General features: G+C 71.2%; 20 protein-coding genes. 7 read left to right on the top strand and 13 right to left on the bottom strand.

Annotated elements, in window-relative coordinates:
- Positions 1–83: 83 nt before the first annotated feature.
- From hemC to hemE, 8 genes are all read right to left on the bottom strand, one after another.
- On the bottom strand, positions 84–1,043 hold the full coding sequence (gene hemC / locus GVL05_RS15590) for a hydroxymethylbilane synthase (protein ID WP_159573715.1): 960 nt from the start codon (positions 1,041–1,043) through the stop codon (positions 84–86).
- The gene (locus tag GVL05_RS15585; protein ID WP_159573714.1) at positions 1,040–2,275 is read right to left on the bottom strand and encodes a ferrochelatase; all 1,236 of its coding nucleotides are present in this window, start codon (positions 2,273–2,275) and stop codon (positions 1,040–1,042) included. The genes hemC and GVL05_RS15585 overlap by 4 nt, the downstream gene beginning before the upstream one ends.
- The gene (gene hemQ / locus GVL05_RS15580) at positions 2,272–3,015 is read right to left on the bottom strand and encodes a hydrogen peroxide-dependent heme synthase (RefSeq protein WP_235036007.1); all 744 of its coding nucleotides are present in this window, start codon (positions 3,013–3,015) and stop codon (positions 2,272–2,274) included. Before hemQ ends, GVL05_RS15585 begins: the two co-directional genes overlap by 4 nt.
- 67 nt (positions 3,016–3,082) lie before the next feature.
- The gene (locus tag GVL05_RS15575; RefSeq protein ID WP_111083767.1) at positions 3,083–3,313 is read right to left on the bottom strand and encodes a DUF3618 domain-containing protein; all 231 of its coding nucleotides are present in this window, start codon (positions 3,311–3,313) and stop codon (positions 3,083–3,085) included.
- 32 nt (positions 3,314–3,345) lie between these two features.
- Entirely contained in the window at positions 3,346–3,804 is a 459-nt protein-coding gene (locus tag GVL05_RS15570) for a phage holin family protein (RefSeq protein ID WP_111083766.1), read from the bottom strand.
- On the bottom strand, positions 3,801–4,055 hold the full coding sequence (locus tag GVL05_RS15565; RefSeq protein ID WP_017887727.1) for a hypothetical protein: 255 nt from the start codon (positions 4,053–4,055) through the stop codon (positions 3,801–3,803). Before GVL05_RS15565 ends, GVL05_RS15570 begins: the two co-directional genes overlap by 4 nt.
- Before the next feature lie 100 nt (positions 4,056–4,155).
- Positions 4,156–5,496, bottom strand: a complete 1,341-nt coding sequence (locus tag GVL05_RS15560) for an NAD(P)/FAD-dependent oxidoreductase (protein WP_133938648.1) — start codon at positions 5,494–5,496, stop codon at positions 4,156–4,158.
- Positions 5,493–6,599, bottom strand: coding sequence for a uroporphyrinogen decarboxylase (hemE, locus tag GVL05_RS15555; protein ID WP_131844975.1), 1,107 nt, complete (start codon positions 6,597–6,599; stop codon positions 5,493–5,495). Before hemE ends, GVL05_RS15560 begins: the two co-directional genes overlap by 4 nt.
- A gap of 38 nt (positions 6,600–6,637) precedes the next feature.
- Between hemE and GVL05_RS15550 the strand changes: the two genes are divergently transcribed.
- Together GVL05_RS15550 and GVL05_RS15545 are read left to right on the top strand one after the other, a co-directional pair.
- Complete coding sequence (locus tag GVL05_RS15550; protein WP_159573713.1) at positions 6,638–7,960, top strand: glutamyl-tRNA reductase; 1,323 nt, start codon at positions 6,638–6,640, stop codon at positions 7,958–7,960.
- Complete coding sequence (locus GVL05_RS15545) at positions 7,957–8,397, top strand: NUDIX domain-containing protein (protein ID WP_268839585.1); 441 nt, start codon at positions 7,957–7,959, stop codon at positions 8,395–8,397. Before GVL05_RS15550 ends, GVL05_RS15545 begins: the two co-directional genes overlap by 4 nt.
- Positions 8,398–8,400: 3 nt before the next feature.
- Here the strand turns inward: GVL05_RS15545 and GVL05_RS15540 are convergent, their stop codons facing one another.
- Positions 8,401–8,676: a hypothetical protein gene (locus tag GVL05_RS15540; RefSeq protein ID WP_123294504.1), complete on the bottom strand. Its 276-nt coding sequence runs from the start codon at positions 8,674–8,676 to the stop codon at positions 8,401–8,403.
- Positions 8,677–8,775: 99 nt separating this feature from the next.
- Between GVL05_RS15540 and GVL05_RS15535 the strand changes: the two genes are divergently transcribed.
- From GVL05_RS15535 to GVL05_RS15525, 3 genes are all read left to right on the top strand, one after another.
- The gene (locus GVL05_RS15535) at positions 8,776–9,489 is read left to right on the top strand and encodes a DUF4232 domain-containing protein (RefSeq protein ID WP_123294503.1); all 714 of its coding nucleotides are present in this window, start codon (positions 8,776–8,778) and stop codon (positions 9,487–9,489) included.
- 137 nt (positions 9,490–9,626) lie between these two features.
- Positions 9,627–10,046: a GNAT family N-acetyltransferase gene (locus GVL05_RS15530; RefSeq protein WP_159573711.1), complete on the top strand. Its 420-nt coding sequence runs from the start codon at positions 9,627–9,629 to the stop codon at positions 10,044–10,046.
- 59 nt (positions 10,047–10,105) lie between these two features.
- Entirely contained in the window at positions 10,106–11,461 is a 1,356-nt protein-coding gene (locus GVL05_RS15525; RefSeq protein ID WP_159573710.1) for a hypothetical protein, read from the top strand.
- 9 nt (positions 11,462–11,470) lie between these two features.
- Here the strand turns inward: GVL05_RS15525 and GVL05_RS15520 are convergent, their stop codons facing one another.
- Genes GVL05_RS15520 through GVL05_RS15510 form a run of 3 tightly spaced genes read right to left on the bottom strand, consistent with a single transcriptional unit; the run spans position 11,471 to position 15,860 of the window.
- The gene (locus tag GVL05_RS15520) at positions 11,471–12,409 is read right to left on the bottom strand and encodes a serine hydrolase (RefSeq protein ID WP_123294500.1); all 939 of its coding nucleotides are present in this window, start codon (positions 12,407–12,409) and stop codon (positions 11,471–11,473) included.
- Positions 12,409–14,373, bottom strand: a complete 1,965-nt coding sequence (locus GVL05_RS15515; protein ID WP_159573709.1) for a M13 family metallopeptidase — start codon at positions 14,371–14,373, stop codon at positions 12,409–12,411. Before GVL05_RS15515 ends, GVL05_RS15520 begins: the two co-directional genes overlap by 1 nt.
- Positions 14,370–15,860, bottom strand: a complete 1,491-nt coding sequence (locus GVL05_RS15510; protein WP_159573708.1) for a hypothetical protein — start codon at positions 15,858–15,860, stop codon at positions 14,370–14,372. The genes GVL05_RS15515 and GVL05_RS15510 overlap by 4 nt, the downstream gene beginning before the upstream one ends.
- 98 nt (positions 15,861–15,958) lie before the next feature.
- On the opposite strand from GVL05_RS15510, the gene GVL05_RS15505 reads away from it, so the two are divergent.
- Complete coding sequence (locus GVL05_RS15505; RefSeq protein ID WP_131844981.1) at positions 15,959–17,296, top strand: uracil-xanthine permease family protein; 1,338 nt, start codon at positions 15,959–15,961, stop codon at positions 17,294–17,296.
- A gap of 163 nt (positions 17,297–17,459) precedes the next feature.
- On the opposite strand, the gene GVL05_RS15500 is transcribed toward GVL05_RS15505, so the two are convergent.
- The gene (locus tag GVL05_RS15500; RefSeq protein ID WP_123294496.1) at positions 17,460–18,641 is read right to left on the bottom strand and encodes an ATP-binding protein; all 1,182 of its coding nucleotides are present in this window, start codon (positions 18,639–18,641) and stop codon (positions 17,460–17,462) included.
- Between the two features lie 174 nt (positions 18,642–18,815).
- Between GVL05_RS15500 and GVL05_RS15495 the strand changes: the two genes are divergently transcribed.
- On the top strand, positions 18,816–19,372 hold a 557-nt coding region (locus tag GVL05_RS15495; RefSeq protein ID WP_159573707.1), incomplete at its 3' end, for an MATE family efflux transporter.

Genomic DNA, 19,372 nt, shown 5'->3' with positions numbered 1-19,372 from the left:
CCGAGCCGCCGTCGCGACGCGCTCGCCCCACGCGCCACCCCGGGGAATGACGACGACGGGAGCGGGCGTGTCCGTGACGGGCTCTACTTCACCGAGTCGGCGAGGTCCGCCAGGTCGCCGGCACCGTTCTCGAGCAGCTCGGCGGCCACGCGGCCACCGACCTCGAGTGCTTCGGCGAGACGGTCCTGCGCGGATCCCTCGAGCACGGCCGCGTGCGACGACGTGCGGTACTCGGCGCCGTCGGGGCTGTAGACGGTGGCGGAGACGAGCAGGAGCTCGGCGTCCACGACCGCGGTCGCACCGATCGGGGCAGAGCAGCCGGCCTCGAGCTTCGCCAGGACCTCGCGCTCGGCCGACACCGTCAGGCGGGTCGGGGCGTGCTCGATCTTGCGCAGCGCGGCGAGCAGGTTCGTGTCGGTCTCAGCAGCACGGGTCTCGATCGCCAGTGCGCCCTGCCCCGGAGCGCTCGGCCAGAAACCGAGGTCGAGCAGTTCGGTGGCGGCCGACAGGCGGTCGATGCGGGTGAGCCCGGCGGCGGCGAGCACGACGGCGTCGAGGTCGTCGTCGACGCGACCGAGCCGGGTGTCGATGTTGCCGCGGATGTCGATGACGTCCAGGTCGGGGCGCTTCGCCTTGAGCTGCGCGACGCGACGCGGTGAGCCCGTGCCGACCTTCGCACCCTCGGGCAGGCTCTCGACCGTAGCGCCGTTCCGTGCGACGAGGACGTCGCGGGCATCGGCACGCTTCGGCACGGCCGCGATCGTCAGGCCCGGGTACGGCGCAGTCGGCAGGTCCTTGAGCGAGTGCACCAGGACGTCGACCTCGCCGGCGACCAGGGCTTCACGCAGGGCGCTGGCGAACACGCCGGTGCCACCCAGCGACGCGAGCGAGGCCCGGTTCGTGTCGCCCTCGCTCGTGACGGTGACGAGCTCGACCGGACGACCGGCCGCCGCTGCCAGGCGGTCGGCGACGTCCTGCGACTGCGCGACCGCGAGCCGGCTGGCGCGGGTGCCCAGCCGGATCGGCGTCGGTGCGTCGGTCACGGGGCGACGCCGGCGGCGGCGGGCTTGAAGCCGGCGCGGACGTTCTCGCAGCAGCCCGGGCGGCAGACGTCGTACCAGGGACCGATGTCGGTCAGGTGCGGACGCTCGCTCGTGGGGGTGCCGTTGACGCGCTCGAGCACCAGGTCGACGAGACCGGAGACGTAGGCCGGGTCGACACCGGGGGTCTGCGTGCGGACCGACCAGAAGCCGAGCTCCTGCGCGGTCTCGGTGGCTTCCTCGTCGAGGTCCCACATGACCTCCATGTGGTCGCTCACGAAACCGAGCGGGACGATGAGCACGGCGCGGGTCGAGCCGCCCTTGAGCTCCTCGTTCATGTAGTCGTTGATGTCGGGCTCGAGCCACGGCTGCGTCGGGGGACCGGAGCGCGACTGGTACACGAGCTTCCAGGCGGGCTTGGACGTGCCCTGCAGGTGTGCGTGCTCGGGCTGCTCGAGCAGCTCCGCCCACGCCTGGTCGAGGACGACCTGCGCGACGGCGAGGTGCTGGGCCTCGTAGGCGCCGTGCTCGTCGAAGCCGCGGTAGTCCGGGCCGGACTTCGCAGCGTCGGTCGACGGGATCGAGTGGGTCGAGAACAGCACGTGCAGCTCGGTCGCGACCTCGAGGCCGTCGTTCTCGGCGATGGCCTTCGCCATGCCGTCACGGACGCCGTCGACGAACGGGCGGACGAAGCCGGGGTGGTCGAAGAACTGCCGGATCTTGTCGATCTCGATGGTGCCGAGCAGACCGGTCTCGTCGAGCACGCGTGCGTAGTCCTCGCGGTACTGGCGGCAGCTCGAGAACGACGAGTAGGCGCTCGTGGCGATCGCGATGAGCTTGTTGTAGCCCTTGTCGGCGGCTTCGGTGAAGGCCTGCTCGAGGTAGGGCTCCCAGTTGCGGTTGCCCCAGAGCACCGGCATGTCGATGCCACGCGAGGCCAACTCGGCCTCGAGCGCCGCCTTCAACGCGCGGTTCTGCGCGTTGATCGGGCTCACGCCGCCGAAGTGCCGGTAGTGGTGCGCGACCTCTTCGAGCCGCTCGTCCGGGATGCCGCGGCCGCGGGTGACGTTGCGCAGGAAGGGGATGACGTCGTCCTGGCCCTCGGGGCCACCGAAGCCGGCGAGCAGGATCGCGTCGTACGCGGTCGGGACCTCGACGTGCTCCGGGCCGGAAGCGGCCGCGGGGGTGGCGGCGAGGACGGGCTGACCGTTCGTGATCAGGCTGGTGTCGGTCATGACAGCACCTCCGGGAGTTCGGCGGTCGTCACGCGACGACCCGTGAAGAAGGGGACCTCTTCGCGCACGTGCAGACGGGCCTCGGTGGCCCGGAGGTCGCGCATGAGGTCGACGAGGTCGACGAGCTCGGGGCTCTCGAGCGGCAGGATCCACTCGTAGTCGCTCAGGGCGAAGGTGGCGATGGTGTTCGTCAGGACGCGGCGGTACTTGGCACCAGCGATCCCGTGGTCGCGCAGCATCTTCGAGCGCTCGTCCTCGGGCAGGAGGTACCACTCGAAGGAGCGGACGAAGGGGTACACCGTGATCCACGCCTCGGGGTCCTTGCCACGGAGGAACGCGGGCGTGTGCCGCTTGTTGAACTCGGCTTCGCGGTGCATCGCCATGACGTGCCACACCGGCTCGGTGTCCTGGAACAGCCCGGTGCGGCGGATCTCGCGCAGCACGGCCTGGATGACCTGCGCGTCGTCGCCGTGCAGCCAGATCATGACGTCGGCGTCGGCACGGAAGCCGGAGACGTCGTAGAAGCCACGGACGGTCACCCCGCGCTCGGCGGCGGACGCGACCACGGCGTCGAGCTCGGCCACGGCGTCGTCACCGACGCGGTGGACCGGGCCGAGCGGCCTGCGGAACACGGCCCAGAGGGCGTACGCCGTCATGAGGTTGGGATCGATCCCGGTCGCGGGGTCGGTCTCGTGCGGAGAGGTGTGCGCGGATGCAGGAGTGGGCGCGTCGGAACTCATGGGTCCTTGTCCTATCGGTTGCCAGGGTTGTGGCCGCCCCGCACCCGGTGGACCGCGCTCGGGCGGTCTACCGCCGTCGGAGCACCATCACGACGATACCCCCGACCACCGCTACTCCGGCTGCGAGGCCAGCCAGGTACGGGACCGGCTTCTCGTCGATGCCGCGCTTGACCTTCGACGCCGCGATGCCGATCTGCTTCGGCACGTTGAGCTTGTCCTCGATCGCGTCGAGGGTGTCGAACAGCTGGGCGCGGGTCGCGGCGACGCGGTCTGCGAGATCGTCGTGCGGATCGGTCACGGTTCCTCCGTCGGTGGTGCGGCTGTCGGGGCTCAGAACCGGCCGCCGACGTCCGGCTTGCGGCTGCCGTACTGGCTCGGCGGAGTGGGCTTCTTGCCCATTCCCTTCACCGCGTTGATGTCGTTCTTGACGCTGTCGATCGTGCGCTTCGGCGTGATCGGGAGGCCCTTCTTCAGGCGCTTCCAGCCGATCCACCCGAGGATGGCGGCGACGATCAGCATCACCACGGCGATCACGATCGCTGCGAGCCAGGCCGGCATCACGGTCGCCAGGCCCATCACGGCGGCGGTCAGGAGCACGCCGATCGCGTAGAGCACGATGACGAGTGCACCGACCAGCAGCCCCGCGGCGAGCCCGAAGATCTTGGCCTTCGTGAGCATCTCGGCCTTGAGCAGGTCGATCTCACCCTTGACCAGGCCCTTGACGAGCTTCGGGACGTCGCCCACCAGACCGAACAGCGAACGCGACTTGCGGTCGCGGGTGTCGGTCATGAGGTGGTGGTGTCCTTCTTCTGGCCGACCTTGCGGACGGCCTTCTTGGTCGTCTCACCGATGAACTCGGCGACGTCCGGGGTCTTGTCGGCGATGAAGTCCTCGGCGACGTGCACGCCCTTCTGGACGCCGTTGCTGTTCCAGACCTTGCCGCTGACGGTCTTGATCTGCTCGTACCGCGCCCGTCCGGCTCGCGATCCCAGGACGTACCCGAGTGCGGCGCCGGCGACGAACAGGAGCTTTCCGCGCATGTGCGATTCCTCCGTTGGTTCAGTGTGCGGTGGTCATGCGCCGAACGGAATACGTCCGACGGTCTCACCAACAGTAGCCCCCGGGCGGTCTGGGGTCCGCTCAGGAATCCAGGATCTGTCCAGCGGCGGTGCGGGCGGCCGCGATGATCCCGGCCAGGCCCCGTCCGGTCGCGACCTCACCGATGCCGATGACGCCTGCTCCGAGGCCGGCAGCGGTCAGGTCCGGACCGTGCCAGCGGACGCGCGCAGCGCCCACGACGTGCGTCGCCGTCAGGGGGACGCCGAGCAGCGTGGCCGCGTCGTGCAGCGCTCGGGTGCCGACGGGTCCGTCCGGGTCGACCGGGAGGCTCGTGGCCGCGTCGTCGGGACCGCTCGCGCCGTGCGCGCTGGTCGCTTCGGCGGGCATCGCGTAGCTCAGGCGCAGCACGTGGCGGCCGGCAGCCGCCTCGGCGAGCCACGGCCACTTCACCGTCGCGTGCGTCAGGGCCTTCGCCGACACGGCCTGCGCGTCCGGGTGCACGAGCATCCCGGTCCCGCGGGGGGCTGCGTCGAGCTCGGGCTGGTCGACGACGAGCGTGACGAGCTCGATCCCGGTCCGGTCCGACGCCGCGGTGCGCTCGGGATCGGGCACCGACGACAGGGTGTGCTGCGCGGGCAGGCGTTCGACCGTGCCGTCGGCGGAGACGACCTCGACCGCGTGCGCCTCGATCCGGGTCGCCCGGGTGTGCAGCCGGACGTCGACGCGGTAGGTCTCCATGTCGGCGACGAGTTCGTCCACGAGCCGGACGATCCCGCCGCGGATTCCCTGCACCGGGGTACCGGCGGCCGCGCGGGCCCGGAGTGCCAGGACCGCGCGGGCCAGCGAGCCCTCGCGGAGCAGTGCCGCACGGAGGCCGGGAGCCACCCGCTCCGGGTCGAGCTGGTCCGGGTGGGTGGAGTGCACCCCGCCGGCGATCGGGACGACCAGGTCGTCGAGGACCCGCTCCCCCATGCGCCGCCGGACGAGTTCACCCAGGGACTCCGCCTTGGCGCCGACCGGTCCGGGCAGCAGCGAGTCCATCTGTGCACGGAGCCCGCCCTTCTGCCCGACCACGGCGAGCACGTCGGCGGCCATCGGGGTGCTCGGGATGCCGAGGAGCCCCGTCGCGGGGATCGGCGACGTCCGGCCGTCACGGGTCATCAACCAGGCACCGCGCGGGTCCGGGGCGACGACGTCGTTGCCGAGCCCGAGTTCGATCGCCAGGCGGCCGACGGCGTCCGTGCGGGTCGCGAACGAGTCTGCCGCCATGTCGAGGTCGAGGCCGCCGACCGTGTGCCGCCGGATCATGCCGCCCAGCACGCCGGAAGACTCGACGAGCACGACGTCCGCGCCGCCCTTCGCCAGGTCACGGGCCGTGACGAGTCCGGCGATCCCGCCGCCGACCACGACGACGTCGGTCACGCGGCAGACCCGTCACCGAGCGAGTGGACCAGCTCGACGACGCGCGTCAGCACCGTCGGGTCGGTCTCGGGCGGCACACCGTGGCCGAGGTTCACGACGTGGGCGCGGGCGGCGCCACCGCGGCGGACGACCTCGCGCACGTGCGCTTCGAGGACCTCCCACGGGGCCGCGAGCATCGCCGGGTCGATGTTGCCCTGCACGCTGACGCCGGTGCCGACGCGGCGGACGGCCTCGTCGAGCGGGAGCCGCCAGTCGACCCCGACCGCGTCGACACCGACCGTGTCGGTGCCGAGCGTGGTCATGTCGGCGAGGACCTCGCCGCTGCCGACGCCGAAGTGGATGCGCGGCACGCCCAGGTCGGTCACGTGGGACAGCGCCTGCGCCGAGTGCGGTGCGACGTACCGGACGTAGTCGGCGCGCGACAGGGACCCGACCCACGAGTCGAAGAGCTGTGCGGCCGAGGCCCCGGCGAGCACCTGGGCCCGGAGGAACGCCCCCGACACCTCGGCCGCCCAGGCCAGCAGCCGCGACCAGGTCTCCGGCTCCGCGTGCATGAGGGTCCGTGCGCGGATGTGGTCCTTCGACGGGCCGCCCTCGACCAGGTACGCGGCGAGCGTGAAGGGTGCGCCTGCGAATCCGATCAGCGGGGTGTCGCCGAGCTGCTCGACCGTGCGGGCGACCGCCTGCCGGATCGGCTCGAGGGCCGCCGGGTCCAGCGGCTCGAGGGCGTCGACGTCCGCCGCGGTGCGGATCGGTGAGCCGAGCACGGGGCCGCGACCGGGGACGATCTCGACGTCCACGCCCGCGAGCTTGATCGGCACGACGATGTCGCTGAAGAAGATGCCGGCATCCACCCCGTGCCGGCGGACGGGCTGCAGCGTGATCTCCGACGCCATCTCGGGGTCGAGGCACGCGTCGAGCATGGCCGTGCCCACCCGGAGCTCGCGGTACTCGGGCAACGACCGACCGGCCTGCCGCATGAACCACACCGGCAGCGTCTCCGGACGGTCACCCCGCAGGGCCCGGACGAGGCGGGACCCGCTCGTCCGCCCTGATGCCAGGGGGTGGGAGTCGGGGAGGGATGTGGTCGTCGCGTCGGTCACCGGATGATTGTCCCATCGAGCGCGTTACCATTGGCTACGTGCTCATCTGTCTCACGGCGTCGCATCGCAACGCCAGCTTCGACCTCTTGGAGCGACTGAGCATCGCTGCCCCGGCCGCAGCAGGCCACCTCGTGACGGATTCCGACGTCCTGGACGGCGCCGTCGTCCTCGCCACCTGCAACCGTTTCGAGGCATACCTCGACATCGCCGGCGACGACCGCGACTCCGCCGTCGCCGCCACCGTGCAGGCCGTTGCCGCTGCGAGCGACCTGGACGCCACCGAACTGCGTGATTCGGTCAACGTGCTCGGCGGCAAGGACGTCGTGCAGCACCTGTTCGCCGTGTCGAGCGGACTCGAGTCCGTCGTCGTCGGTGAGACCGAGATCTCCGGCCAGGTCCGCCGCTCGCTCGAGGACGCCCGGAGCAACGGCACCACCACCTCGGACCTCGAGCGGCTGTTCCAGGAAGCCGCCCACACCTCGCGCGGCGTCAAGACCCGCACCCGGATCGGTGCCGCCGGTCGTTCGCTCGTGCGCCTCGGCCTGCAGCTCGCGTCGTCGCGCGTCACCGACTGGGCACACACCCGCGTGCTGCTGATCGGCACCGGGAGCTACGCGGCCACCACCATCGCGGCCCTGCGCGACCGCGGCGCCGTGCACATCCAGGTGTTCTCCCCCTCGGGCCGTGCCGCCTGGTTCGCCGCGAAGCACGAGCTCGTCGCCGCCCGTGACCTGCGCCACGCGATCGGCACCAGCGACGTCGTGATCACCTGCACGTCGAGCGAGCTCCCGGTCGTCGCACCGGCCGACCTCGACGACGGCATCCGCCGCATCGTCATCGACCTCGGACTCCCCCGCAACGTCGACCCGGCCGCTGCCGGTGTGGACGGCGTCGAGCTGCTCGACCTCGAGACCATCAGCCTGCACGCCCCGATCTCCGAGCTGAACGCCGAGTCCGAGGCCCGCGCGATGGTCGACGACGCTGTGTCCCGCTTCCGAGCACAGGCGCTCGAGCAGTCCACCACCCCGGCTCTCGTCGCCTTCCGCAAGCACGTGTTCGACATCCTCGACGACGAGATCGACCGCGCGAAGCGCCGCGGTGACGCCGACGGCGAGTCCGCCGAGCACACCGAGCGGGCCCTCCGGCACCTGGTCGGCGTCCTGCTGCACCGCCCGTCGGTCCGGGCCCGCGAGCTCGGCCGCGCCGGCCGTGGCGAGGAGTTCGTCGGGGCCATCGACGCCCTGTTCGGCGTGCGACCCGAGCCCGAGGCAGAGCTGCCGGCGCCCGTCGTCCCGCTCGCCGACCGCACCGCCTTGGACCCGACCATCTCGAAGCGCGCCGACGAGGCGGACGCGAGCTGAGCCTCCCGTCCGACACGACCCAGCCACCCACGCTGCGGGTCAGCGCGCTCCTGCTGGTGCGGGACCGACGCGTCCTGATGGTGCGTGCGCGAGCACGCCACGTGCTCTACCTGCCCGGCGGCAAGGCCGAGCCGCACGAGACCGACCTCGACGCCGCCATCCGCGAAGCCCACGAGGAGACCGGCCTGCGGGTGACCGCCGACGACGTCGACCCGTTCGGCGTCGTCCTCGAGCCGGCCCACGGGCAGGCGCCAGGCACGATGGTCGCGATGACCCTGTTCCTGGTCCGACCAGGAGGCCCGTTGGACTCCGCCACGCCCGTCGCCTCGGCCGAGGTGGACGAGGTCGAGTGGGTCACCTCGGCGGACGCCGGTCGCTGCCCGCCAGCGGGCGTGGAGACGCTCCGCCGCCTGGTGGCGGAGGAGCGCATCGACTAGTCGTCAGGCCTGGTCCTTGTCGACGTAGTGACCGGTCTCGCCGTCCTGCGTCGGTTCGGCCTCGCCGGGGATGTCCGACTCGACGTACTCGCCGTCGGGTCCGCTCGACTCCGGGCGGGCCTCGCCCGGGATGTCGCTCGCGACGAACTCGCCGACGGGTTCCGTCGTCGTGACGCGCTCCTCGCCGGGGATGTCGCTGTCCGTGAAGGCACCTGCGCGGGTCTCGACCCCGTCCGCGCGGCCCTCGTCGCCACGTGCCTGTTCGTGCTTGCCCGTCATGTCCGACCTCCGCTGCTCGGGTTCCTTGCTCCGGAGTGTGCTCGCGGTCCCTGGATGCCGACCGAACCGCGATCTCCCGGTGGTGGTTGCCTGTGCACCATGCAACGCAGCAGTCGATCGAAGTTCCTGCTCGCCGTCACCGGGCTCGTCGCAGTCGGGGCGTTGGCGGGTTGTGCCTCCGGCGGGGAGCCCTCCGCCACCGAGACGGTGACCGCACCCGCGCCGTCGCCGTCCGCATCGTCGTCCTCGTCGGCGTCGTCGTCGTCCGCGACCCCGTCGTCCGGCTCGTCGGCGTCAGCCGGCACCGGTTCCGGGTCCTCCGGGTCCGGGTCGTCGGGGTCCGGGTCGTCAGGGTCCGGGTCAGCGGCCGGCGGTCGCTGTGCCGCGTCCTCGCTCGCCGCCAGCATCGAGCCGGGCAGCGGCGGTGCGGCCGGAAGCGTCATCGTGCACCTCGCCCTGCAGAACACCGGGTCGACCACCTGCACCCTGCAGGGCTGGCCGGGCGTCTCGTTCGTCGGCGGCGGCAACGGCACCCAGATCGGTGCTGCGGCGACGCAGGAGAAGAGCTCACCGCACCCGACCGTGACCCTGGCCGCCGGGCAGACCGCCGTGGCGCCGCTCAAGATCGTCCAGGCCGGGAACTACTCCAAGGCCGACTGCTCGCCGAAGACCCCGGACGGCTTCCGTGTGTACCCGCCCGGATCCAAGCAGTCGCTGTTCGTGAAGGACGCCGACTACCAGGCGTGCTCGTCCGCCGATGCGTCGCTGCTGTCCGTGCAGGCGCTCGTGCCGGAGGGGCAGGCGACGTCGTAGCGGGTGGGTGACGGCTGGCTCGTCAGGCAGCCGGATCGCCGTGATGCCCACGAAGGGCACCTCCGGCAGTTCACCGGAGGCCCGGCGGCGGTGTCGGCCTCGGCCTGGCCGCCTCGGGCCTCGTGCACGATGGACCGGTGACCTTCGCCATCAGGGACGAACGACCGGGGACCGACGAACTCGTCACCCTCTACGACGCCGTCGGGTGGACCGCGTACACGCAGGACCCCGCCGCCCTCGCCAGGGCGATCGCGGGCTCCCACACCGTGCTGACCGCACGCGACGACGACGACCGCTTGCTCGGGCTCGTCCGCACGGTGTCCGACGGCGTGACGATCGTCTACGTCCAGGACCTGCTCGTGGTGCCGGAAGCGCACCGGTCCGGCGTCGGCGGCGCGTTGCTCGACGCCGTCCTCGAGCGGTACGCGGGTGTCCGCCAGACGGTCCTGCTCACCGATGCGGAGCCAGGTCAGCGCGCGTTCTACGAGTCACGTGGCTTCGTCGAGGTCCACGACGTCGCCCCGCAGCCGTTGCGGTCGTTCGTGGTCCTCCGCTGAGCACCGATGGGTCTCGCGACCGATACCGCACTGCGACGGCCCGTTCCTAGACTCACGGCATGGGGGCTCGAAGACGAACACGGTCCGCGGCAGCGATCGCGACCACACTCGGGGCCCTGCTGGCACTCGCAGCGTGCACGATGCCACCGCCGCCGCACGGGTCGGAGTCGGCGCTCGCGGACCTGATCGCGGACGTCGATCGGCTGCCCGGCGTGGGCTCGACCGAGGGCGAGATCCGCCAGTTCGACGCCAAGGACGACCCGGACAACTGGCTCACGTCGCTCCGGGTCACCGCGGACACCGCCGACCTCGCCGTCGCCGAGCGGGTCCGGCGGACGGCCGAGCGCGGTGTCACCGGCACGACGCTGCAGGTGACACTCGACGTGCCGTCTGCGCGGAAGACCGCTCCGGTCAGCCTCGATCCGATGGACCGCAGGGTCGTCGGCCTGGCCGGTCGGCTGCGCACGCGGACCTTCGTGCGACAGCTGTGGATGACCCCGACCGGTTCGAGGATCGGGCTCGTGCGGGACGTCAGCTTCAGCGATGCAGCGAAACGTGTGCGGACGATCACCGGTCCAGAGCCGACGAACACGAGTACGACGAGGACGACGACCTTGAGCCGCGGCGACGTGTCCGTCGACGTCACGGCCACGCACCCCGGCCGGGCCCTGATGCGCATGATCGACACACTCGCCGACGACCACCACGTGGAGCGCCTCTACTACTCGCCCGGGACGACGTACGCAGACGCGGCGCGGGCCCCCGACGACGCTTCCGGCCTCCCGGCAGTGGCCGATCGGCCGTCCCTGTCGATCGGCGTGCGTCCGCTCGGCGACGTCGCCGAGACCCTCGCCGCGACGACGGACGAGGCAGCCGATGCACACCGCGCACCGCGGACCGCCTTCGACCTGGGCAGCGGCGCGGTCAGTGGGTGGCTCGGGCTCCCCCTCGACGCACCCAAGCCGCGGGATGCCGGTCCGGACGGCGACGCACCGACGAGTCCCACGCCGACCCCGTGGGTCCCTGCAGACGTCGACGACCGCGCCACCGTGCTCCGCGCGTTCCTCGAGCGGTCAGCAGCCGCCGCCGGGGTCCCGGCGACCGTGACGACGGGCACCGAACAGTGCGCGACGTCCGGGTCGTCCGACCCGACCGGCACCCGGGCGACGGCGCTCAGCGTGGTGCCCGTGTTCGACGTGGTCGACGACGCCCAGGAACCGTTCGACGCCGTGACCGCGCTCTGGACGTCCGAGGGCCTCGGGGTCAGTGACCGCGCGATGGGCCGCGACTTCTGGTCGTCTTCCTCCGGCGCAGACCCGGCCACCGCCAGCATCCGCGGCACCGTCGACGGGTTGAGCCTCACCGCCGAGTCGGCCTGCGTGCCGCCACCCGACGCAACGTCCGAGGGGAACTGAGCGACCCGGTCAGCGGCGCGCCGGGGCGTGCACTGCCTCGAGCAGTTCGGTGCCCATGGTCCGCAGTGCCTCGATGACCGCGAGGCGCCGCTGCAACGTGGCGTCGTCGAACGTCACCGTCACGGCGTAGCTGACCGACGACCCCGGGCCGCGGAGGATCCCGGCCTCGGCGCGGACGCCCGTGCTCGAACCCGTGACCGCGACGACCTGCAACCCGTGGTCGAGCGCACGGTGTGCCAGGGGGTCGAGGCCGAACGAGCCGGCGACCAGGTTCAGGTCACTCGCAAGCGACAGCCAGCCGAGCACCCGGTTCGAGACCGCTTCGTCCACGACCTCCCCGAGCGCCAGTCCGCGCATCACCCACGCGAGCTCACCCGTCGGGGCCACCGAGGCGTCCGGGGCGTCGTCCGGACCACGACGGTCGCGTACCCGGTCGATCAGCGCGGTCCGTTCGATGCCGAGCGATTCGGCACGCTCGCGGACGGCGTCGATGCCGACCGTCGACAACAGTGCGTTCATCGCCCAGGTGTCACCGGTGGCACCGACCAGGGTCGCCAGGTCGGGCACCTGCATCGTCGGCTCCTGCAGGAACTGCCACAGGCCGGCGCCGGTCGCGGTGTCCCGCGCCATGCGCTGCAGGCGGTCACCGTGCAGGCGTCCGTCCTCGAGCTGTGCCGCGACCTCGATCAGCAGCAGCACCCTGCCGAGGCTCGCGACGGGCTGCACGACGGTGTCGTCGATCGCGAGCAGGGCCTTGCCGGTCGAGGTGTCGATCACCGAGGCGCTGACGCCGGCGCCGTCGAGGGCGAGGGCACCGAGGGCCTCGGTCGTGGCGCCGAAGCGGTCGTCCGGCCGACCGCTGTGCCGACCGCGGGCCCGACCGCCACCATCCGAGCGGTCCTCCGGCCGCCGACGGCGTGACGACCGAGCCGCGTCCGGCTCCACCATCACCAGATCGCGACGCGCTCGGCGGGGTCGAGGTACATCGCGTCCTTCTCGGTCACGCCGAACGTGTCGTAGTAGCCGTCGATGTTGCGGACGACCTGGTTGCACCGGAACTCGTTCGGCGAGTGCGGGTCGATCGACAGCAGGCGCGCGGCTTCCTCCGGACGGATCGCCATCTGCCACGCCTGCGCCCAGCTCAGGAAGAACCGCTCGGCACCGGTCAGGCCGTCGACGACCGGGGGCTCCTGACCGTCGAGCGACAGCAGGTACGCCTTCCACGCGATCGACAGGCCACCGAGGTCGCCGATGTTCTCGCCGATCGTCAGGGCACCGTTGACGTGGCCGTCCGGCACCTCGGTCGGGACGAGCGCGTCGTACTGGGCGATGAGGGCCTTCGTGCGCTCCTCGAACGCCGTGCGGTCCGCCTCGGTCCACCAGTTCTCGAGCTTGCCGTCGCCGTCGTACTGCGAGCCCTGGTCGTCGAAGCCGTGCCCGATCTCGTGGCCGATGACGGCACCGATCGCCCCGTAGTTGGCGGCGGCGTCGCGGTCGGCGTCGAAGAACGGGAACTGCAGGATCGCCGCGGGGAACACGATCTCGTTGAAACCGGGGTTGTAGTACGCGTTGATCGTCTGCGGGGTCATGAACCACTCGTCGCGGTCGATCGGCTTGCCGATCTTGCCGAGCTCGCGGTCGACCTGGAACGACGCGACGGCGCGGACGTTCGCGACGAGGTCGTCGGGTACGACCGGCAGCGCCGAGTAGTCGCGCCACTTGACCGGGTACCCGATCTTCGGCGTGAACTTGTCGAGCTTGTCGAGAGCACGCGCACGGGTCTCGTCGGTCATCCAGTCGAGCGCCGTGATGCTCTGCCGGTACGCCTCGACCAGGTTGGCGACGAGGTCGTCCATCGTGGCCTTCGAGGTCTCGTCGAAGTGCTCCTGCACGTAGATCCGGCCGACGGCCTCGCCCATCGCGCCCTCCACCAGGGAGACGCCGCGCTTCCAGCGCTCGCGCTGCTTCGGCGCCCCGGTGAGGGCGGTGCCGTAGAACGAGAAGTTCGTGGCCGAGAACGCGCTCGTCAGGTACGCGGCCGAGCCACGGATGACCTGCCAGCGCAGCCAGTCCTTCCAGACCTCGAGCGGCTGGTCGCGCAGGAGCTCGGCAAGGCCCGTGATGAACGACGGCTCGCGGACCACGACCGTCTCGAACGCGCCGGCCGGTGCGTCGATGGCCTCCCACCACGTCTGCAGGTCGATGCCCTCGGCGAGCGCCGCGACCTCGGCCCAGGGCAGCTTGTTGTAGGTCTTCTGGCTGTCGCGGGTGGTGACGTTGTCCCAGTGCTTCGACGCCAGGGCCGTCTCGAGCGCGATGACGTGCTCGGTGCGGTCGCCGCCGTCCTCGAACCCGGCGAGCGGGAACATCGCCGCGACGAACTCGCGGTACTTCGTCCGGATGTCGGCGAAGCGCTCTTCACGGTAGTAGGACTCGTCGGGCAGACCGAGGCCGGACTGCTCGAGGAACACGACGTAGGACTCGGGGTCGCCCGGGTCGTTGTCGACGAAGAGCTGCAGGAAGCTCGGCAGCCCCAGGCGCTCGAAGCGTCCGACGGTGGCGATGAGCTCGGGCACGGACTCGATGGCCGTGATCTCGGCGAGCAGCGGCTCGATCGGCGCGGTGGCGAGCTCTTCGAGCCGTGCTTCGTCGGTGAAGGACGAGAAGAGGTCACCGACCTTGCGCTCCTCGGTGCCGGGGGCGGCCTGCTGCGAGCGCTCGATGATCGCGCGGACGGCGAGTTCGGCGGCCTCGGCCAGCACCGTGAACGAGCCGTAGCGGGCCTTGTCGTCGGGGATCGGCGTCTCGGCGATCCAGGTGCCGTTCACGTGGCGGTACAGGTCGTCCTGGGGGCGCACCGCGGGGTCGAGTTCGTCAGTGTGGATGCCGGAGGCACGTGCGACGTCGGTCATGCCGTCCACGATAGCCACCGACGCCATGTTCGAGCGGAGTCAGTCGCGGTGGGCTGCGCGACCACGCAACCGGCGGGCCACGACGAGCCCCCGAGGCCGGACGCCAGGAGTGCAGCGGCGATCCGTACGGGCACGCTGGGGTCGGTTCCCGTGTACGCCAGTTGCTTCGCCGAGACGACGGTGATCCGGCCCGCTGCCGCGTGCTGCGCCATCGGGTGGGTACCGGTGGACACCTCGGGCCTGGAGCCCGTGCCGTGACCGGGGCCCTGGCCGGGCTCCGGCCGCGGCGTCGGGTGGACCGGGAGCTTCGGCAGCACCAGGCGGAGCGCGCCCTGTTCGACGCCGTCCACCCGCTGTCGCGCGATGACCACGTCGCCCGGCAGCAGCGTGCGCGGGACCGTGAGTTCCCAGCCGCGTCCGATCGACGTCGCGATCGGGTGTCCGTCGGCGCTCTCGATCGCGGTGCCGTCCTCGGCCTCGAGCGCGACGACCCCACCGATCTCGCCGGTGCCCGCGAGCCGGACGGACCCGTCGGCGAGGACGTCGACCGTGCCGGTGAGTGCGAGGGGGATCGTGACCCGTGCTTCGGTCGCGCCGAGCTCGGTCGCGCCGTCGAAGGTCGTCACGGTGACGGAGTAGAAGCGGGCCGTGGCCGGGATGGGCAGCTCGACGGACCACGAGGTGTCCGCCGCGGTCGTCGCCGTCACCGGGCGGCCGTCGGGGTCGAGGACCGGCCCGTCGGCGTCCGCGAACCGCAGCGTCGTCCCGACCGGTGCCCGTCCGGCGATCGACACCCGTTCCGTCTCACGCGAAGCGGTCGCGGTGGACACGATCGCCGCACCCGAGACCGTGTACACGTCGTCGACACCGCCGTTGTGCGTGCCGTCGAAGTACTGCCACGCCTCGATGTGGTGGTCGCCGAAGGCCAGGTCCCGCAGGGTGGCGGACCAGGCACCGTCCGCATCCGCATCGGTCTCGCCGACGGTCTCCCCGTCGTCCTTGATCACGATGTGGACCCTGGGGTACCCGGAGCCGTCGAGGGTGATCGCGCGGGCGAGGCCGTCGACGGTGGCGAGCATCTCCGGCGGGGTGAGCACGAGGACGTCCACCGGGACGTCGACCTGTCGTCCGGTCACCTGCGAGGTGACGTGCAGCACGCGTTCGCCCGATCGCACCCGGACCGGGGTGTTCCAGGCCCCGTCACGGCCGGCCTCGGTCCACGTGGTCTCGACGCCGTCGCCCGTGATGCCCACGCTGCCCCCGGCCGGCCCGGTCCCGACGAGTGTGACGACACCCAGTCCGTGGTCGATCGACCGCACGCCGGCGGTGAAGTCGGCCCGCGGTGTCTGCCGCGTCGCAGCGGCACTGGACCCGTTCGCGGCGCTGGCCGAGGTGGCAGCCACGACGGGCGACAGCGCGACCGCCGCGATGGCGACGGTCGCCAGGGCGCGACGTGCTGGGGAGATGGACGGGGACGACTGCGGCATGGTGCTCCTCCGGTGGTACTCCACACACCATATACATGTTGTCCACAGGTGGGAACCGCGGGACGTCACGGGCCCACGGCTGCCGGTACGGTCATCGCATGGGACTTCCGTGGAAGCTGCACGGCGACGGCAAGACCGTCTCCGCGACGACGATCGTGGCACCGGACGAGCGACTGACCTGGGGCCGGACGATCGGTCTCGGCGTGCAGCACGTCGTCGCGATGTTCGGCGCCACCTTCCTGGTGCCGCTGCTGACGGGCTTCCCGCCGTCGACGACCCTGCTGTTCAGCGGCATCGGCACGATCCTGTTCCTGCTCATCACCGGCAACCGGCTGCCGAGCTACCTCGGGTCGTCGTTCGCCTTCATCGCACCGATCGGTGCTGCCACCAAGATCGGCGGCATCCCCCTCGCCCTGTCGGGCATCATCGTCGTCGGTGCGCTCCTGGCGATCGTCGGGCTCGTGGTGCACCTGGCCGGCGCCGGCTGGATCGATCGCCTGATGCCGCCGGTGGTGTCCGGCGCGATCGTCGCCCTGATCGGGTTCAACTTGGCTCCGGCGGCGAAGGACAACTTCACGGCAGCCCCGGTCGTCGCGGTCATCACCCTCGCCGCGATCATCCTGGTCACCGTCCTGTTCAAGGGGCTGATCGGTCGCCTGTCCATCGTCATCGGCGTGCTCGTCGGCTACGTGGCGGCTCTGATCGGCGGCCAGGTCGACTACTCGAAGGTCGGCGATGCCGCCTGGATCGGCCTGCCGACGTTCACCGCTCCCGCGTTCGACCCGTCGCAGCTCGCGATCTACCTGGCGTTCGTGCCGGTCGTGCTGGCGCTCGTCGCCGAGAACGTCGGCCACGTGAAGGGTGTCGGACAGCTCACCGGCCGCGACCTCACGCCCCTCACCGGCCGGGCGCTCTTCGCCGACGGCATCTCCACCGTGCTCGCCGGTGCCGGGGGCGGCTCCGCCACCACCACCTACGGCGAGAACATCGGCGTCATGGCCGCCACCCGCGTCTTCTCCACCGCCGCGTACTGGGTCGCCGCGATCGCCGCCGTCCTGCTCGGCCTCTCCCCGAAGATCGGTGCGGTCATCTCCTCCGTCCCCGCCGGCGTGCTCGGCGGCGCGACCACCGCCCTGTACGGGCTGATCGGTGTCATCGGCATCCGGATCTGGGTCGAGAACCGGGTCGACTTCTCGAAGCCGAAGAACCAGCTGACCGCTGGCATCGCGCTCATCATCGGCATCGCGGACTTCACGTTCGCGTTCGGCCAGGCGAGCTTCGGCGGCATCATCCTCGGCACCATCGCCGCGATCGTCGTCTACCACCTGATGGACCTGATCGGGCGGGCGCGCGGCACCGACGAGGCGACGCCCGTCGCCTCCGAAGACGCGCACGCCGCCACCGGCGGTGTCCCCGCCGAACCACGCGCCGACTGACGCGATCGGTCGGCCGGAACGCGCGTCCGGCCTGACGACGTGGGACCACCGGACGGGAGGCCCGTGGCAACGCCGCCACGGGCCTCCCGTCCGTCACGGCGCGGGTCGGAGATCCCGCGTCACGCGCGGAACGGAACGACGCCGCTGGCCGTGCCCTGTCTGCTCACGAGGGCAAGTCAGGCGCCGGATAGGCGTCCCACCCGCCGCTGCCACCGCCGTCGCGTGCTTCGGCAGCAAGCTGGCGGCGGATGTAGGCGCCGAGGTAAGGCAGGGAGAACTGCACGTACCCGTGTCCGGCTGCGTGGACGTACCCACTGTCGATGAGGCGCTTCTTGTAGACCTGCACGTACGCATCGGACACGCCCATGCGCTTGACGATGTCGGCGACTTTCGTGCGGTCGTCGTCCTGGGCCATTGCGTCAAGGAATTTCTGATCGACATCGGAGAGGTCGCCGTAGACACGGCTGATGACTCGACTCTCGACCGCCCTGATGGCTTTGTCGTGGGCGACGCTGGCGTCGGCGAGGGTGATGGTGGGTGCTGTGGAGTTGTTCCGCCACGCGTAGTCGCCAGCGAGCTGCACAAGGTAGGGGTAGCCCTGGGAGAGGGAGACGAGCTTGGTGAGCGCTTCATCTTCTACGCGCCGACCACCGACGCGCGCTGTCTCGGCGAACACCCGCCGCGTCTCCGGTGCGGTCAGGCGCTCGAACTCCACCTCGCGTGAGCGTCGCAAGAAGGTGGTGTGCTCTTCTGCGAGAAGTGCGTCGAGGCTCACCTTCACCCCGGCGAACACGACCATGATCTGCGCACCGTCACGGAGTGCGTGCGAGATCTGCAGAGCGAAACGGCTCAGTTCACGGAGACGGACCTTGCCGGAGGACACCTCGTCGATGGTGATGAGGATGCCCCCGCTCGTTCCGAGCGCAGAAGAAAGGGCGGTGAGGTCGGAGCGCAGCTGCGGCTTCACACTGCGGTGCCGATTCACGTACTCGATGTCCGCGCTGAACTCCCATACCCCGAACGAGGTCAGTCGCGCTCGACTCGCCGGGGTCATGTCGTTGATGAGGGTAGGGATGGTTGAGTCCATCACCCGTCCCATGAGCCCCGCACTGGCGTCATCGCTGATGACCAGCCAACCAGCGTCACGGGCATGATCTTCGAGGGTCGTCATGAACGAGGTCTTGCCAGCACCACGCAGTCCAGAGACGAGGACGGAATGGTTCTCGCCGAAGTCGAGCGTGTCGAACACGGCACGGAGATCCGTGAGCTCTTCCCTGTGCCCGCCGAAGATGACAGGCTTCCTGCCGTAGCCCGGTGTGAACGGGGACGGTGCTGTCTCGACCATCGGGGCCTCCGAATCGTATTTATTTTATTCTATTCGCGAACAGCGTCCGACACCAGGACTCCTCGCGACGGTAGGCCCCCTGCCCGCCCTGCGGCCACACTCACCTCGCTTGCCGACACGACGGGTCCGCATCGCCGCCAGAATGGGCCGGTGCCCCGACCGACGCGACCCGCATTGACCAGCGAACGGCGTGCGGTCGATCGCGACATCGTGCGGCTGGCGGTACCCGCGCTCGGCGCGCTCGTGGTCGAGCCGCTCTTCCTGCTCACCGACACCGCACTCGTCGGCCACCTCGGTGCGACACCCCTGGCGGCCGTCGGACTCGCGAGTGCCGTGCTGTCGACGGTGACCGGGCTGCTGGTGTTCCTGGCGTACTCGACGACTCCGGCCGTGGCGCGCGCGCTCGGCGGTGGTGACCGTCGCGGCGCAGTCCACGCCGGCATCGACGGGATGTGGCTCGCGCTCGTGCTGGGAGTGGTCCTCGCGCTCGTCGGGTGGCCGCTCGCCGGGCCGCTCGTCGACCTGTTCGGTGCGTCGCCCGACGTCTCGGCGGCGGCGACCGCGTACCTGACGGTGTCGCTCATCGGGCTGCCCGGGATCCTGGTCGTCACCGCCTCGACCGGGCTGCTGCGCGGGCTGCAGGACACGAAGACCCCGCTCGTCGTCGCGACCATCGGGTTCGTCGCGAACGGGCTGTTGAACGCCGTCCTGATCTACGGGGCGGGGTGGGG

It is taken from the genome of Curtobacterium sp. 18060 (assembly GCF_902706105.1).
Taxonomy (GTDB): domain Bacteria; phylum Actinomycetota; class Actinomycetes; order Actinomycetales; family Microbacteriaceae; genus Curtobacterium.
This window is presented reverse-complemented; position numbering and strand designations above follow the sequence as displayed.

Coding starts and splice junctions, on each gene's coding strand:
- GVL05_RS15510 (WP_159573708.1), bottom strand. CDS start 15,860: ATGCCGCAGTCGTCCCCGTCCATCTCCCCAGCACGTCGCGCCCTGGCG.
- GVL05_RS15505 (WP_131844981.1), top strand. CDS start 15,959: ATGGGACTTCCGTGGAAGCTGCACGGCGACGGCAAGACCGTCTCCGCG.
- hemQ (WP_235036007.1), bottom strand. CDS start 3,015: ATGAGTTCCGACGCGCCCACTCCTGCATCCGCGCACACCTCTCCGCAC.
- GVL05_RS15535 (WP_123294503.1), top strand. CDS start 8,776: ATGCAACGCAGCAGTCGATCGAAGTTCCTGCTCGCCGTCACCGGGCTC.
- GVL05_RS15570 (WP_111083766.1), bottom strand. CDS start 3,804: ATGACCGACACCCGCGACCGCAAGTCGCGTTCGCTGTTCGGTCTGGTG.
- GVL05_RS15520 (WP_123294500.1), bottom strand. CDS start 12,409: ATGGTGGAGCCGGACGCGGCTCGGTCGTCACGCCGTCGGCGGCCGGAG.
- GVL05_RS15515 (WP_159573709.1), bottom strand. CDS start 14,373: ATGACCGACGTCGCACGTGCCTCCGGCATCCACACTGACGAACTCGAC.
- GVL05_RS15585 (WP_159573714.1), bottom strand. CDS start 2,275: ATGACCGACACCAGCCTGATCACGAACGGTCAGCCCGTCCTCGCCGCC.
- GVL05_RS15540 (WP_123294504.1), bottom strand. CDS start 8,676: ATGACGGGCAAGCACGAACAGGCACGTGGCGACGAGGGCCGCGCGGAC.
- GVL05_RS15500 (WP_123294496.1), bottom strand. CDS start 18,641: ATGGTCGAGACAGCACCGTCCCCGTTCACACCGGGCTACGGCAGGAAG.
- GVL05_RS15525 (WP_159573710.1), top strand. CDS start 10,106: ATGGGGGCTCGAAGACGAACACGGTCCGCGGCAGCGATCGCGACCACA.
- GVL05_RS15565 (WP_017887727.1), bottom strand. CDS start 4,055: ATGCGCGGAAAGCTCCTGTTCGTCGCCGGCGCCGCACTCGGGTACGTC.